15 protein-coding genes are annotated in these 16,208 nt (G+C 32.7%); 6 read left to right on the plus strand and 9 right to left on the minus strand.

What is annotated here, in order from left to right; genetic code table 11:
- Nucleotide 1: 1 nt before the first annotated feature.
- Nucleotides 2–343 carry a hypothetical protein gene (locus tag ACK4R1_RS00720; RefSeq protein WP_409682246.1) on the plus strand — a complete coding sequence of 114 codons (342 nt, stop codon included), beginning with the start codon at nucleotides 2–4 and terminating at the stop codon, nucleotides 341–343.
- Nucleotides 344–555: 212 nt separating this feature from the next.
- Here the strand turns inward: ACK4R1_RS00720 and ACK4R1_RS00725 are convergent, their stop codons facing one another.
- The 7 genes from ACK4R1_RS00725 to ACK4R1_RS00755 form a co-directional block, all read right to left on the minus strand.
- On the minus strand, nucleotides 556–3,153 hold the full coding sequence (locus tag ACK4R1_RS00725; protein WP_409682248.1) for a DEAD/DEAH box helicase: 2,598 nt from the start codon (nucleotides 3,151–3,153) through the stop codon (nucleotides 556–558).
- 1 nt (nucleotide 3,154) lies between these two features.
- On the minus strand, nucleotides 3,155–5,140 hold the full coding sequence (locus ACK4R1_RS00730) for a site-specific DNA-methyltransferase (RefSeq protein WP_409682251.1): 1,986 nt from the start codon (nucleotides 5,138–5,140) through the stop codon (nucleotides 3,155–3,157).
- A 130-nt stretch (nucleotides 5,141–5,270) separates the two neighbouring features.
- Nucleotides 5,271–5,918 carry a hypothetical protein gene (locus tag ACK4R1_RS00735; protein WP_409682254.1) on the minus strand — a complete coding sequence of 216 codons (648 nt, stop codon included), beginning with the start codon at nucleotides 5,916–5,918 and terminating at the stop codon, nucleotides 5,271–5,273.
- A gap of 8 nt (nucleotides 5,919–5,926) precedes the next feature.
- Nucleotides 5,927–6,592: an ATPase gene (locus ACK4R1_RS00740; RefSeq protein ID WP_409682257.1), complete on the minus strand. Its 666-nt coding sequence runs from the start codon at nucleotides 6,590–6,592 to the stop codon at nucleotides 5,927–5,929.
- Nucleotides 6,525–7,175 (minus strand): transcriptional regulator, encoded by a 651-nt coding sequence (locus ACK4R1_RS00745; RefSeq protein WP_409682259.1) that lies wholly within the window; start codon nucleotides 7,173–7,175, stop codon nucleotides 6,525–6,527. Before ACK4R1_RS00745 ends, ACK4R1_RS00740 begins: the two co-directional genes overlap by 68 nt.
- A gap of 185 nt (nucleotides 7,176–7,360) precedes the next feature.
- The gene (locus tag ACK4R1_RS00750; RefSeq protein ID WP_162128050.1) at nucleotides 7,361–7,654 is read right to left on the minus strand and encodes a helix-turn-helix domain-containing protein; all 294 of its coding nucleotides are present in this window, start codon (nucleotides 7,652–7,654) and stop codon (nucleotides 7,361–7,363) included.
- A gap of 106 nt (nucleotides 7,655–7,760) precedes the next feature.
- A complete protein-coding gene (locus ACK4R1_RS00755) occupies nucleotides 7,761–9,452 on the minus strand; it encodes a hypothetical protein (RefSeq protein WP_409682262.1) in 1,692 nt (563 codons plus the stop codon).
- Nucleotides 9,453–9,777: 325 nt separating this feature from the next.
- Here ACK4R1_RS00755 and ACK4R1_RS00760 point away from each other — a divergent pair, with 325 nt between their 5' ends.
- From ACK4R1_RS00760 to ACK4R1_RS00770, 3 genes are all read left to right on the plus strand, one after another.
- Entirely contained in the window at nucleotides 9,778–10,617 is an 840-nt protein-coding gene (locus tag ACK4R1_RS00760; RefSeq protein WP_409682264.1) for an RteC domain-containing protein, read from the plus strand.
- A gap of 492 nt (nucleotides 10,618–11,109) precedes the next feature.
- A complete protein-coding gene (locus tag ACK4R1_RS00765) occupies nucleotides 11,110–11,796 on the plus strand; it encodes a hypothetical protein (protein ID WP_409682267.1) in 687 nt (228 codons plus the stop codon).
- Complete coding sequence (locus ACK4R1_RS00770) at nucleotides 11,796–13,757, plus strand: hypothetical protein (protein ID WP_409682270.1); 1,962 nt, start codon at nucleotides 11,796–11,798, stop codon at nucleotides 13,755–13,757. The genes ACK4R1_RS00765 and ACK4R1_RS00770 overlap by 1 nt, the downstream gene beginning before the upstream one ends.
- A 2-nt stretch (nucleotides 13,758–13,759) precedes the next feature.
- Here the strand turns inward: ACK4R1_RS00770 and ACK4R1_RS00775 are convergent, their stop codons facing one another.
- The gene (locus tag ACK4R1_RS00775) at nucleotides 13,760–15,001 is read right to left on the minus strand and encodes a site-specific integrase (RefSeq protein WP_409682273.1); all 1,242 of its coding nucleotides are present in this window, start codon (nucleotides 14,999–15,001) and stop codon (nucleotides 13,760–13,762) included.
- Between the two features lie 348 nt (nucleotides 15,002–15,349).
- Complete coding sequence (locus tag ACK4R1_RS00780; protein ID WP_409684033.1) at nucleotides 15,350–15,595, minus strand: GIY-YIG nuclease family protein; 246 nt, start codon at nucleotides 15,593–15,595, stop codon at nucleotides 15,350–15,352.
- A 72-nt stretch (nucleotides 15,596–15,667) separates the two neighbouring features.
- Here ACK4R1_RS00780 and ACK4R1_RS00785 point away from each other — a divergent pair, with 72 nt between their 5' ends.
- The gene (locus ACK4R1_RS00785; RefSeq protein ID WP_409682276.1) at nucleotides 15,668–15,916 is read left to right on the plus strand and encodes a type II toxin-antitoxin system ParD family antitoxin; all 249 of its coding nucleotides are present in this window, start codon (nucleotides 15,668–15,670) and stop codon (nucleotides 15,914–15,916) included.
- Nucleotides 15,909–16,202: a type II toxin-antitoxin system RelE/ParE family toxin gene (locus ACK4R1_RS00790; RefSeq protein WP_409682278.1), complete on the plus strand. Its 294-nt coding sequence runs from the start codon at nucleotides 15,909–15,911 to the stop codon at nucleotides 16,200–16,202. The genes ACK4R1_RS00785 and ACK4R1_RS00790 overlap by 8 nt, the downstream gene beginning before the upstream one ends.
- Nucleotides 16,203–16,208 lie beyond the last annotated feature (6 nt).

Consider the following 16,208-nt stretch of genomic DNA (forward strand, 5'->3'; position numbering starts at 1 on the left):
TATGGAAAATGATAAAATAAAATCGATTGAAGAATTAAAAGACTTCGCAAAGAATAGTTTTCAGGTGTTGAAGCCTTGTAAAAATCGAAAAGGAAAAGCGACAGTAGAAATTCCTGTAAACAGCTACGCAGAATTGAGTTATTTTTTAATTGATGTAATCAAGGTGTCAGTCGTTGCTCTTGAAGCAGATAGCGAAGGTGTGGGTACGGTTCGGAATGTTCCTAATGCTGTAAGCGGTGTGCTTGAGAAGTTAATTGAAATTATACCTTTTGAGGAAATGGACCTTTTGGATAAGATTCACCAAATGATTTTGGAAGTTCCGGAAGAAGAAAAGAAAGATTAATTTACTCCTTTAAAATATTTGTAAAGGACAACATGCGTATTTCATTGAAGCACGGTGAGCCATGTAAAGACCTCGACGAAAAAGGCAATTGCAAAAAGTGCTCATTCTTAAAGCTGTTTGCAATTGCCTTTTCGTATGTGCTGTGGAACGGAACGAGTCATGCACTGCTTGATTGTGATATTATGTTGTACAACCTAAGTGTTTAAAAGTCTTCAATTCGAAGAGCCAATAGTTTCATCGCTATCTAACAAATTATCAAGTTCACTAGTAAACTCGCTTTTTATCAATTTACCATTTCTTAAATGATCAAAAAATTCGGTATAATTTCCCGGACTTAAGAAATGGAAAATATACTCTTGTGGAATATCGGCATCTTTTAAAATTTGATTTAAATCGGCAAAATGTTGTTTTGCATATTTAGATTTGGCTTTGTTTTCATCGCTATCATCACCGTCAGCTTTTATTTCCACGACAACAATATAATTTACTCCTGAATTATGAATAGAAATAAAGAAGTCTGGATTAAATTGCTGTTGTTTTTTTGTATGTGTACTGTCTTGCCTAGTCAAACTATATTCTATGAAATAAAAACTTTGATTTCTCGACTTTAGCCAGGACGTTATAATTTGGGCATTTTCGGGTTTACAAAGTGCTATAATAAACGACTCTTCGGGACCACTGCTTGAAAATACTAAGTCAACTGGCGTTTTATATAGATGTTCATTAATTTCTCTAAATGCCCCACGGAAATCACGATCATCTTTAATTTCATCAAAAATACTTCGAGTATCGTCATTCACAATTTCACTATTGTAGTTTGTGGAATAAAAAACGGAAGCATCTCTCCTTAGAGATCCTAACGAAATTGTTTCTATGCCTCTATGATTAGTATTCGCAATAAAATATGGAGTCGGCTTACGAGTGAATGTAACACTTTTAGGTTTTTTTCTAAGTAACGTATTAAATGAAGATAAAATATTTTGTTTATTAGCAAGTGTTAACTCATCACCATCAATTTTAGCTTCGGCCATGGAATTTCTGATAATTCTTTCAATAGTTTCCTTTGGTATTGAATTCACTGTATACTCACCATCTTTTAGTTTTAAAGCAATACCTTCAAACTTACGACTAACGAATTCTTGATGAATTTTAGAAACTACTTTGCTTACACTTTCAGTATCTTTCGAAACTTGATAATTTTTTGTAATTATTTTTCCATTTATGTTTTCAAATTCCGTAAACGTAGTAAATTCTGCTGTTTGCGACTGTAGTTTTATTACTTCTTTCTCATATTTAAAAACTTCTGTTTCCCGAGTTTCTTTTAAAGTTTCTTCCCGATCGTAATCGATATTATATAAGTCAAAATTGTAATTATCAGCTCTATTACCTGTATTTAAAATTGAACTAACAATTTTTAATTCAATTTCTAAAATTTCATTTACAAGCGATTTAATTTTGCTACTCCAGCTATCGTGATTATATATCGTGACTTGCGCAGTTTGATAACCTCCTGGAATCCTGAGACCACGCCCTAGAACTTGCGCAATTAATAATTTAGAATTAAATGCCCGTTCTTCCATTGGAACAATCTGGAAAACGTTTTTTACATCCCAACCCTCAGTTAACATTGATACTGAGATTATCCATTCAAACGGATTATCCAATTGATCAACAGTCGGTAAATATATTTGAACGTTTTTTGTATGCTCCTTCGCCGAAGTAACTATTAATATTTTTTTTGCGGCCTCATCTTCACTAATATTTTCCTGCTTTGCTAAAAACTCGCAGAATATTTCGAATTGCTGTTTTGCAAAACGAATATCCTTAGTAACTAGAAGTGTTAGTGGCTTTAATGTATTATATACTGCTCTATTCTCTTCGTGATTTTGATAAATTTTTTGGAGTTTTATACTAGCTTCATTTTGTATCTCGTCTTTCGAGGTATAATAAATCATTTTAACAACCCCTGCCTGCATAGCATCTTTCAAAGAGTACCTATATATCACGTCATTAAAATATTCATTGTCAACGTAACAAGTTCCTGTCAGACCAATTAAATATTTGAAACCATAACCATCGTTAATTAAAAAATCTTTCCATTTTTTTATATACTTCGAATCTTCACTGTTACCGGACATTGGATTGTAAGCATGATGGACTTCATCGCTTAGAACCAAACATCTATCTCCCTTTCCAAAGCCCAGGCTGTCCACAATTGACGATTGGGATTTTGAATATGCAGCATGTATGTTTTCCACACATATGTCACCAACTGCTATAGTGTTATTAGCATCTATTATATTTGGATTTCTAATAATTGCCGAATTCGGAATCGCTGCTGCCAATATTGCATCATTATTTAACGTATGAAATTTATCTTTCAAGCCACTTTCTATTGTAAGTGATGGACACATTACTAGTACTTTGTCAATCAATCCTAAGCCAAGGGCAATTTGTGCTATGCCAAACATAACGTAGCTTTTACCAGTTCCAGTTGCTAAATCTATCGTCGCAGCTATATGGTTCGGTAATTGGACTTTTTTATAGTAATCTTCTACCGTTTTATATCGCTCCCGGAGTTCGTTATTTATATTATAATTTTCTAGTATAAGCTTCTCAATATTTTCATACCGACCTCCAAAAAGGTAAATAATGGCAGTCCTAATTGCTTCTTTCTGGTAGTGTCTATTTTTACATAAAATATCCAAATAGCGATCCCAATCATCAAGTTTAAGTGTTAGAGGATTATATCCTGCTGGATTTACTTTTAGGACTAATGATTGCGTGTTAAACGTGAGTTTTTCCTGCATACTATTCGATATTAGTTTTCAAATCTTCGGTAAATTCATTTCCGTAAATATCTATGTATTTGACACAAATCTTTTCACCGCAATTTTCTAATTTGATGTGTAAGTCACTTTGTAGTTTTAATTTCTCTTGAATCTCATCATCGTCTTCGTTATCATCTTTTTTTCCTTTGCCCAATAAATCGGCAGCAAAATAGAAGTCAGACATTACAAATTCTTTACCGTCAAAATTTTTATCTACTAGAATCATAGATAGACTTTCAAAGTTCTCCATTTCTCGTTCAGTACCTTCTTCTGGATAATTACTTTTAAATTCGTGAAGCATTAAGATTTGATTACTAAAACTTGATTTTACTTCAGGTTGTCTTGTGAAATGAAATCCAACGGAATCTTCAACATCATTTATCTTTTTCTTACTTTGTGGCTGTCTAAATTTCTTAAATTGCTCCTTATGTAATTCCTGAATAACTTGGTAGGGCACTTTTAGGAAGTAATATCGAACATCTTCAATTTCGTAATAATCAGATATAAAATCAATTGCATTTGCAGGAGCAATAATATAAAATCGCTTACCAATGCTATTTTTTAGGGTTGAATGTAATTCTTCCAAAAAATCGATATCTACATTAGCCTCCTCACGATACTTCCAAAACTCCCATACAAAACAATATGAACCATTTCTCTCACCGCTAATTTGATAACCTTTAATGGTTTTTGGCTTCGGGTATTGTTGGATTTCAAATAAATTCAAAACGAATTTTACATATTTCTCCTTTCCTAGTTCAAATAGTTTGGATAAATCGTACTGACCAACATTAATTGTGACAAAACTTTTAGCCAATTCAGCGTATGCCTTTGTTGGAGAAAGTAAACTTTTACTGCCTTGGATTGTAAGAATTCTTTTTTGAATTGTATAAAACGAAAGTTTACCAATGTCGCAGACAATCCATTTTCGACCTAATTTTTCGGCGACTGCAGCGGTTGTACCACTTCCACCAAAAAAATCCATCACAATATCATTTTCATTTGTTGTCGATTCAATTATTCTTTGCAATAGTTCTTCTGGCTTCTGAGTAGGATATCCTGTTCTTTCCTTTGCATTTCCTCTAATGTACCTAATTTCCCATACATCATCGATAGCCCTACCACGCTCTACAATTTCTTCTTCGTATTGCCTCGTTGTCCGAGCCATATTTGCATCCGGTGCTAAAAGATATCTTTTGCCTTCTTCATCAATATGAATTTTTTCATGCCTTGTTTTTGCATATTGTTCAAAATTTATATCGTCGGATGGCATATGAAAAGTATAATTGTCCACCGTTTTCGAATAGAATAATATTATGTCATGTTTCCTGTTAAATTGCTTTAAATGGTGCATCATGCGACCTCCGTAATGCCAACTAATTGAATTTTTAAAATTATTCTCTCCAAAAATTTCATCGAGAAGGATCTTAATATAATGCACTTTTTTCCAATCAAGATGAACGAAAATAACGCCATCAGGTGCCAATAACTCACGTGCTACAATTAATCTTCTCCTAAGAAATTCAACAAACTCCGCGTTTTTTGTTTTATCACCATATGCCTTTTGCCCTTGGTTACCTGAGAAATCTGATTCTGTCGCAAATGGCGGATCGATATAAATTAATTTGACTTTACCTTTAACCTTATCCTTAATGATTTCGTCGCTATTTTGATAACAAGTTTTTAAAAACTGTAAATTGTCTCCAAATACAATCATATTTTTCCAGCCGTCATCATAGGCTTTACGCTCTCCATTAAAAATTTTCTCAACTTGTAATGGTACTGGAAGAACGCCATCTTCGCCACGGAGAACGTCTTGTTTCAGCATCTTGCCAGCATAGCTTAATTCATACTCTTTTTGTTGAGTAGGGAATAATTTATATTTAAAATCGTACGGAATTTGATCGCCACTTTGTAGAGCGTTCAAGATAAAAAGTCTTTCTTGTTCGGTAATAGAATATTTCATTTAAAAATAAAATCAGAGAATTGGCATATTAAGAGCAAATAATATTGCTTTAAAAATGTACGCAATATAACGTTTTTCCTTTAATCGAATCCTTGGTCTGCCACAAAAAAAAAGCATTAATGCGGTTTTTTTATTTAATAGTTGAGTTATTATCTTTATTAATTTCATCAAGGTACAACTGTAAATCATACAGGCAAATCAATTCATTGCTAACCACTTCTGGTAACTGTACTAATTCAACAAAATTTACATTTTCATAAAGTGATTTTTCACCCAAAATGTCTTGCATTATAATGTAAACGACATGTAACAAATTTTTATTATGGCATAGAACAGTAAAGTTTTTTAAGTAAACAATCATGTCAATTTTCTTTTCATTCTCATATTGGAAGGGCATAAATTTAAGTTCACTTGCTTTAAGTGTAATATCTTTAAATACATAAGGTTTGTCTAGACCGGCTTCCATTTCATCTATGGATTGAGTAGGCTGTATAAATGCTGTAAACTGCCAGTTTTTGAGCTTAGGTGATGCATCAATTAATGTTATGACTTGTTCAAAAAACTCTGGATTTCCACATGCTGAAATTACTAATTGAATTGGTTCACTTTCATTTGCTGGGAACATTATGATACATTCTAATCCTTCACAGTAATAATGCAAATGCTTGTCGAGCCAAAAGAGAAACATCTTTTGGACTTTAGGTTTTTCGTTTCTTAGATTTCTTAGGGTTTGTTCATTATATTGAATCCATTCCCAGAATAAGGTTATTGTTTTCATATCTTAATTTATTTTCGTTTGTCTAAAGTGTTTTTGTCATAGGAGATTAAGTTAACCAGTTCGCGTAAACGGCTTCTAACTCTCAGTCCGTAGTGCGTTTCAATTTCGGATGCTGATAAATTGGAAGTAATATGTGTTGGGATTTTTTTGCTAATGAAAATGTCGTAGCGGCTTAATATTATTTCTGCCATAACGTTACATTCATTGCCAAAATATTTCAGGTTGTTTTCAATGCCTAAATCGTCAAAGCATATTATTTTAGGGTCACTGTGATATAATCTGCCATTACTGTATTTGTGGATAATCTGATATCCGTCCTGGATAAATTCAAAGCTTACATCACGGCAAGGCTTTACAAAAAATTTATGTTCTGTTTTGGTGATGAATTTCATAAGACTCATTAGTGCAGTTTTTCCACAGCCAACTGGACCAGAAAGTAATATTCCTTTATTCATATTCACTCCGAATTGATTACATGATTGTTCATCCCGAAGGAAGTATGCAATAAGTTTATACACTACAGGATAATCAATTTCATGTATCTTAAATCCCGGCCAATACAATTCACGACCTTTTACTTCGAGCCATGCAATTATTTCCTCGTAGCTATAGTGGCTCTGAATAGTCTTTTCCTGCTGAGGTGTCGAATTGTTTTGCGCTGTCTGTTCTTCCATGGTTTATGAATTTAGGTACGTTTAATATCCAGTTCTTTGCTGCAGCTTGCCAGTCAGCCATTGGTGTTTTGCCGCCAATCAACCAACCGTTACTTTTGAAATAGTTGTAAAACTTATTTGCTTCCAGTTCCGGAAAACTATGCTCTGAGAAAAAAGCTAAAACTTCTTCATAAAGAGGAATAGTTTCTTTTTCTTTTTTGGCGGAACTTTTTTCTTTTTCTTCTGCAAACTCATTTTTAAAAAACGGAATGATATTTTCATTTTTTTTCGCGAGCTCACCCAAGTTTTCAATGTTTACATCGTCTTTACTGTTTGTATTGTTTGTATAGTTTATAGAAGGTACTAATGCTATTTCATTAACCTGTTCACTACTTGTTTCATCACTTGTACAAAGCTTGTTTACTACTTGTTCATCAACATGTTCAAAATTTGAGGTTGTTTTATCCTTTTTTTGGTGCGGTTTTAGGTCTTCTGCAAAATTGAATAAGTATACATGACTACCCTTATATGGATTAAATGATGGCTCGTATTTTATATAGCCCAAAGCATGCAAATTTTTTAGGCATTTATGGTAGGTAGCCATGGAACTGATTTTGCTGATGCGCATAATTTCGTCCCTAGAAATACTTATTGGATTGCGGAATCTATTGATATTCCAGAATTGAAATAATGCTATGTACAAACTGACGTGAGTAGGGTTGAGCATTTTGTCTTTGGCCACTTTGTCAAAGAATCCGGTTAAGTGCTTGATGTAATTCATAAACCGAATTACTTGGCATTAAACAAATTTTGCTCTGAGTTAACCTTGTTAAGCTCTAATACCTTTTCAATGTCTTGATAGGCATAGTAAATTGTACCTCCAATTTTAGTATAGGAGAGCGTTTTATTAATACGCAGTGTCTGTAGTGTTCCGGGAGAAATGTTAAGTAGTTTTCTAACCTCGGTTGATTTTAACCATTGCTTGGTTTGCTGCTGATTAAGCTGTAATAGGTCTTTTAATTCTTTGAGCAATAATACTCTGAATTCATTAAGATCTTCTCTGGTAATAACTTCGATAGCCATAATGTGCGATTTTAAATTGTTATGGCGCAAAATTGTTACTATTGATTTACTTTATTACCGAAGTTGATTTGAAGTTCAGGGTTATTTTTTTAGAAAAGGGCACAATTTACTGTTTGGAATCCTGCTTTTTTAATTCCTTAATAAAGTACAAAGGTGTTAAGTCTGTGGCCTTAGTAAAGGCTTCTTTAAATTTTTGAGGTGATTTGAAACCTGCTTCCTCAGTTAATGCTTTGATAGTATAGTTTCTGTATTTAGAATCATTTTTTAACTTCTCGATGATAAACTCAATTCTTAAATCGTCAACATATTCAATGTACTTTTTATTCCGTGTCTCGGATATTATCCTTGATGTATAACGTGTATTGCAATCCACAATGGCTGCCATTTTACTTAGATTAAAATCTTTGTCGAGATAAAGATTACTTTCTTCAAACTTTTCTAATTTTTTGGAGACTGCAGAGATAATTTCTGGCTTGATAATTTGTTCCCCATCAATGATTTTTTCTTTGACCTCAACCGGTTGTGATTTCTTTATCTTACGAGAGACTAAGTTTTTAAATCGCTGTTTTCTAATTTTTCGGCGCTGATACTGTTTGCAAAAGATGTATGTAAATGTTGCAGTAATTAAAAGAAATATGATGCCGAAAATTATATCCATTTTATTTCTAAAGAAAAGGTGGCTTTTTAATTCTTCGGTTTCATCAGCAATTTTCTTGAGGTCATAATCCCGGTACATATTTTTAGAAAGGTATCTGTAGTTTTTACTAACAAAAGTCTCAGCTTCTAAAAGACCGTGTAAATATTTAAGTTGCTCAGTTGTATTTCCTTTAGATTCGTAATACTGAGCCAATAGGTAATAAGCTTCAATCAAATCTTCTTTTATGAACTTATCCTTTTTGAAAGTTTCATCGACCTTCTTGAAGTATGGCACAGCTTTGTCTTTATCACCTAATTCCCAATAACTTCGACCTAAATACAAATTTGTAGTTGAGGTATTTGCTATATCATTACTTTGAATGAAATGAGGTAATGATTTATTTAAATTGTCAATTGCTTTTTTATAGTTCTTCTTGAAAAACTCGTTTCTTCCCTCGGCATTAGTAAAATATGGGATAATAGTTAGTTCGTCAAGGTTAATGGCTTCACGGTACCCTAAGTCAATTGTAGCTGCAGCCAAGTTGTATTGTTTGGTTTTTATATAACATAAGCTAAGTAAATGAAGTGAAAGTAACCTTGGATTACCAGGTTCATGAACCCTAAAATATTCTTCACATTCTTTTAATAGAGAAATAGATTCATCGTAGAAACCGAGATAATATTTTATTGAGGCAATAGAATATTTGGTTTTGTGAATCAAATATTGATTGTGAGTTTTAGAAATGAATTGGTCCGCAAGGATGTAATTATCCAAAGCTTTTGATTCCTGTTTGAAATGATAGTAAACAATACCCTTTGTTAAATAGGCTGAACCAATTAGTTCGTTATTCCTTGATTTTACAGCTACTGACATTATACTGTCACAGTAATTTAACCACGTCTTCTTACTAGATTTATACATTACAGTTTTGTATGCTTCAATCACTTTTTCCGGATTATTACCGGCTTTAGCTTTTGACAATATCGAATGACCATAAATTGAGTCCAATTTCTGAGAATCACTATCATTTGAAAGACGCTCTTTTAAATACTCAATATTTTTACTTTTAAGTGAATCCGGGATAATGAATTGATTTTTTTGGGCAAAACATTTACTAGTTAAAAAGAATACTACTGCAACTGTAATTTGTAAGATTTTCATTTTTAGTTATGTAGGTTAGTAGCTGATTAAAATGAGTGAATATTAAGCATTGTTTATTGAGATTAGAAAAATAGCAAATTAAAGACGAGTGTCAAATAGAAAAATAACCCTACAATGTTAAATGTTTAGATTTCAAGTGTAAGAGGTTTAACAACAGTGGTTTGTGTACGTTTTTGTAGTGAATGATTAATTAATCCTTTCGTTGTTTATCATTTAACATTGTTGAATGGTTGTAGCATAGAGTTGGAAATCAGAAGTTCTGATTTTAGATTTGGTTTGAACAAATTGGATTAAATTATTAACCGCTATTAATGACAATACCCGGATGAAGGAAACTGCTCTAAGATTACTAGAAGATTTAGAAACCCAATTAAAAGAAATAGAATTGGCCAAAAAAGAAACTATCGAGCATGTTGAGGATTCAATCCGGAAAACTATAAGTGTACTTGAAACTTTAAAAACCAATTTTGTAAAGTATAAGTTTGAAAGTAAGAAAGATGAAATTTCCTTTTTCAGGGACATTAAGCCACAGTTTGTAAGCAAGTTGATTTATTATAACGAGATTTATAATATCATGACTAATAAACCTTTTGGCGGAAATAAGACACTGAGAAAATACTACACCGGTGAATTAGCAAAACTAAAAAGCTTCTATACTGAAAATGTAGAGTTTTTTAAATACTACCGGAACGGAAACACTTACCTTGATAATAAATACTTTGTTCGGGGTAGGTATGATATCAAGTTAACACTCGATAGTTTTTATTTTCAAGCTGACAGCCGGTTCTCAACTTCGCATGATTTTAAAGTGGCCAAGATAATGGCGAATAATTTAATACAAAATTATTTAGAAAGTGAAATAGTCAAAATTGAAAACAAGGCTCCGTTATTTAATCTAACTGAACGGCAAGTACAGAAATGGACCGGAACAAAAATTGCGCTGATTGAGTTAGTATATGCGCTGCATGCCGAAGGCGTTTTTAATAATGGCGCTAGCGACTTGAAAGAAACAGCAAAATTCTTCGAAGAAGTATTTGATGTTGATTTGGGACAGTTTCACAGAACCTTTTTTGAAATGAGAGCGCGAAAGGCTGATAGAACTAAGTTTTTGAATTCACTTCGCGATACATTGGTGCGGCGGATGGATGAGGTTGATGAAATTTGATAATACATTTAAACAAGTTTAATCCTAATTTGCCTAGATTTGTGATTGAAGATATTAAATTTATCGTGCATGAATATTTTTACATACAATAATGCTTGGCTCAGACATAGAGTGTTAAATAAAATTAAGACAGATCATAAAGGGCTATTCATATCAAAAGTACAAATATTCAAAAATACAATTCGGAATCTCTTTACTCATAAGAATTGTTGGATTTTAGTTTTACTATCGGTAATTGTTTGTTTCGCCATCGCTCCGTTTGTACAAGTCAGTTTTTTTAATTTCCTAACACTCAACCTCGATTCGGCAAAAACAATTGTAGATCAAAGAGCGTCCAATATTGCGACTATTATAAGCATCAGTCTAGTGGTAGTCGGATTTTTAATAAATAATCTAGCTGTCAAGTCTCCAATTACCTATAAACTCTTATTTAAAAGGTCCCTTCTATATTTTACAATATACCTGACACTTTCAACAATAGGATGTTTTATTATGGCATCACTTTTAAGAGATACGTTAGGAGAATTTGCCTTCACACGAATTGTAATCACAGGATGCTATCTTGCATTAGCTATTCTTTTTCTTATCGGTTATTTATTTAGAAAAATTATCCATTTTACAAATGAAAAGATGATAGCCGGAATGTTGAAAGAAGAACTGCTTGCCGAAGGACAAAGGAAAATGAAGGCAATATTGATTAAAAAATACAGCGGACAGCTTTATCCAACATTATTTAAGAATTTTGCGACGCAGGAATTTCAAATAACTTTGGAAAACTTATTAGGAGCAAATATTGAATTCACGGAGGTTGATGATGTAGAGACAGTAGAAATAAGAATTTTAAAAGATGTAAACATACTAGTACTTCAATTTTACTTATGGTTGAGGTCAAAATCAACTAAGGACATTTTTTTTACAAGAGTTGTGCTCGATGAACACATTGAAAAAGGAAAGGAAATTATATGGTCAAATGAAAAACCTAACAATAAATTTTACAAATGGTTGCTAAGAAATAGTGTTCTAACTGCAAAGGTCACAAATGCAATCGATACAGACATGTATAGAAAAGAATTTGATCAAAAAATTATTCAGCTGGCCGAGGAAAGCAAATACCAAAACTTAGAGATAACTCTTGAGGCATATATCGAATTGTATGATCTACAAATAACAAATCAATAATGAATTTTTTTAAGGACGATACAGATATCACATATGGAATCGAGTCTACAATTTGGCAGGCTCTCGAGAAAGCCTTTGAAAAAAACAGTAAGGAAACATTCCTAGTACTAAATAAATTTATACGAAATGTTTTATCTCTGAGTATAAAAAAAGGTTCAATAAAGCATTTTGAAAAATACATAATCTTTTTTTCGTCATACTACTATATCACTTATGTTAAGGCGAAAGAGAACATTCAATATCGTAACCTCAATAAGTATGTTAGCGAATTGGCAGCTATGCAGTTAAAAGAAATTCTTAATTATGAACTCAGGTATAAAAAGGCTGATATCCAAGCACTTAATTTCGACGAACTCCGTACGCAGAATTTATTTATTTATAAAGCCTACAATGGGTTTAGTAGATTGTTTTACGCTATCATCAAAAATGGTGACACGTCTACATTTGAATACACCCTAAATGAGTTCAATCAATTAGATACATTAAGCTATAACAACTTCCATGATCTTAGGACAAAAGTAAAATTTTACCCAGAAGATACTCCCGAATTTGAAAATCAAAAAAGACTTTATGAAGTAGTCTCGCAATATCAAAACTACAAAAGGCATGTTATCACTGGTATTAAATATTGGAATTATTTTATGTATAATGTTGGCCGAAATGAATTAGCAACTACTGAAATCTTTGCTGATAAACTCATAATTCGCGCTGACTCCGAGGAACTGCTAAAAGATATAATCTTTTTACGTAATAAGGGCTGGGATGGCTATTTAGAATGGGGCTCATGGGATTTTATGGAACGCCTTAGTATGAAATCTTATACACCGCCTAATCCTCGAGATTGGCTTACTCTAGGGTTTTTTATTGATTTAATAAGAGATAATCGCTACTACTTTAATCCGGAAGATTTTGATACCAAGCAACTCCAAGAAGTTACTTATATGTATGAAACTTTAAAGGACTATGCTAAGTATTTTAAAGATCATTTTGAAAAATGGACTTCAATTCTGAAGGTAAATACTACTGAGGAATTAGAACTGAGGGCCAGCCGAATTCTGAGTATGTTTGAACAGTTTAAGGTCAAAGATATTACAGACAAAGAAACACAGATTGCTAATCTCCCATTGTCAGATGAACGTATAGGTGAATTTGTCGGTTCAGTGGGTAAATCTTGGAATCAAAATTCTGCTATCAGAAAATTATTTATAAAAAAAGAAAACAGAATTATTGATAACGAAAGTCATATAGATAAAGTTGGGGACAAGACATTTTTTGCCAGCGCAAAAAAAATGTTTATCGATGGCGATTATTATCAGCCTATATATAATGTTAGTGAAATCGGAGGACAAACTGCAAGATGGATAGATGATAACTTTATTGATGCTATCATTAGTAATGACCCTGCCTACGCAACTGGGGAGACTATTCTTCAAACGATTAATTCCTGTCTTGCAAAATTAGAGGAAAAGGGAAGTAAAGCGAACTTAATCATAGTGCCATCAGAATACAGTTATAAAGACGAGAGTTTTTTAAATGATAAAGATTTTATAAGGAAGTATGACCTAGAAGGATTTGAAGCCGCAAATGAAGAAATGTTTTTATTGGGGGAATTTAAAGATATTCCTGTGTACTCTTGCTTTAGCGAACAACTACAAAGTAAGGTGGTTGTAACTGAATTTGAAAAGGCATTTTTAATGAAGTATAAGCAAAATGTAGATTGGTATAATGACGAGTTAAAAGTTGAAGTTAAACTAATAACACCAGAAGAAGCAAAACAGATTTACGATCAAAACCCCGAAAGCTGGAAAAGAAGAAGCGGCTTGCAAAATCTTTCAGAACAGAATGCATTGGTAAATATCCAGAATGCAGTCTATTTGGATATTGCATCTTTCTGTTCTTTTGAGGTTATTGATAAAGCCGCGTATGTAATTGGTGTAATTGGAAACCAAATTGACAATTAATTTTAGCCATTTGCTTGAAGAGAAAATTTGTTTTCTGAGAATTTTTCTCGTAAAATCTGCATATCATCACTAACTTTCTTATCTAAAATTTTAGCGTAGTGCTGTGTGGTCTTGATGTTTTTATGACCAAGCATCTTACTTACACTTTCAATTGGAACGCCATTAGTTAAGGTTACAGTTGTTGCAAATGTATGTCTAGCGATGTGAAATGTTAGGTCTTTTTCAATCTCGCAAATGGCAGCAATTTCTTTTAAATAAGCATTCATTTTTTGATTACTTAAAATAGGTAAAAGTACTTCTTGGTTATTGCTTTGTGGATGGTTCTCATATTTATCAATTAACATTTGAGTTATTGGAAGTATAGGGATTTTAGAAGCCGATTCGGTTTTTTGACGATGGGTGTAAATCCATTTCTCACCATCGATTCCAATGCTGATATGAGATTTAGTAAGGTTCTTAACATCGATGTATGCCAAACCAGTAAAGCAGCTAAAGAGAAAAATATCCCTAACCAGTGAAAGCCTTTCTGTTTTAAAATTCTTGTTCAAAATTGATTGCATTTCAGTCTCTGAAAGAAAATTTCTTTCAACTTCTTTAATTTTAGATTTGTAGTTATTGAAAGGGTTCTTATCTAACCAATCATTGGCCAGACAAATCTTGATTATCTTATTGAAATTTTTAATGTATTTGACAGCTGTATTGTTGCTGCAGTTTCTAACACTTCTTAAATAGAATTCATAATCGGTAATAAACGCATGATCAATTTGCTTGATATCAATATCTGAAACTTTATACTTCCATTCCAGAAACTCAATTGTGTGCTTTAAGGATGTTGTATAACGTTCTAATGTGCCTGCAGCATATTCTTTGCCGATAAGCTCTTTAATCTTGTTGTTATGGTCCTGAAATATTGGCACAAGCATTCTTGCTCTTTCATTGCTACCAAGTAATTTCAATTTTAATGATTCCGAAGTAACAGGAATGTTTTTATGTATCAATTCCATCTGAGCATCGATAATCTTCATTTTCAGAATATCGAGCTGATTATTAATTGAACGGGCTTCATCTGTTGTGCCCTTCATTTTGCCTGCATCCGCAGACCATTTAGCTAATTCTACGAATCTTCCAGTAGTAAGTTCGATTCGTTTACCATTTACTGTAATTCTTGAATAAATTGGAACAAGCCCGTTTACATTGGTTTTTGCTCTCTTTGCGTAAAAGAGAATTGAAACTTTTGCTTTCATGGTGGTGACCTTTTAGTTATTAATTAATTTAATTCTAAAATGGCTACAACACAAGATGTTCATTTTTTAAGTAGGTTATTGAATAGGCTCCTAAATAGGTTCAATAAAAACTCTGTAATCCCTCATGCATTCTAGCCTGAGGAGAAATTCGGTTACCCAGAATTACCGCAAAGTTTGGGTAACCGAATTTATCCCCTAAGGTTCACGCATTAATGAATAATTTGAAGGATATTGAAAAGAAAAAACCCTTTATATCCTACGGATTAAAGGGTTTTAATTAAATTTGCCGTTAAGCTAGCGGAGAATACCGGATTCGAACCGGTCACCTTCCCGATGCAATCGGGACGCCTAGCTCTTATTGATTAAATTTTCAATATAAATTCTACTTTTCATTTTCTTAATCCGCATTTCTCTTTGATAAGCTTCACTTCTTGAAGAAAATACCTCTGAATATTTAAACTCCCAATCTTTAGCTGATTTTGTGTATTTACTTCTACTGTTCAAATGGTCGTCAAGTCGCTCGTCAATATTTTGACAAGAACCCACGTAATATTTATTGAGTGATTTTGAAAATATGATATAGTTATAGGTGATTTTTCCAGAATTTCTTAGAAATTATTTTCTTGATTACCAAATTTTGGTAACTTTACCAAAAATGAATAAATCATGGGAAGAAACACATCAATATCATTAGGCAATCATTTTGAAAGTTTTATTGAATCAACTGTTTCGAAAGGTCGTTTCAGTAACGCCAGTGAAGTCGTACGCGCTGGTCTTCGACTTTTGGAAGAAGAAGAAAATCGTATAATCGTTTTGCGTAACGCAATCCGTGAAGGTATTGAAAGCGGTCGCGCTGACGATTTTGATCCAAAGAAACATTTAGAAACTCTAAAGTCTAGAAAAAGGAATGGCTAAGTTTTACTTAACTAACAAAGCCGTTGAAGATTTAGGTGACATTTGGAATTATACGGTTGAAACTTGGTCTGAAAATCAAGCAGAAATTTATTATTCGTTACTCATCGATTCTTGCCAAGAATTAGCAAATAAACCAAATCAAGGAAAATCATACGAAGTAGTTGAAAAAAATGTTTTAGGATTTAAAACCGGACAACATGCTATATTTTACAGAATAGTAACGGAAAAGGAAATTGAAGTTGTTAGAATTCTTCATGGTATGATGGATATGAAAAACCTCCTATAATAGCCG

Origin of the sequence: Flavobacterium sp. (assembly GCF_046293665.1) — a bacterium.
Taxonomy (GTDB): domain Bacteria; phylum Bacteroidota; class Bacteroidia; order Flavobacteriales; family Flavobacteriaceae; genus Flavobacterium.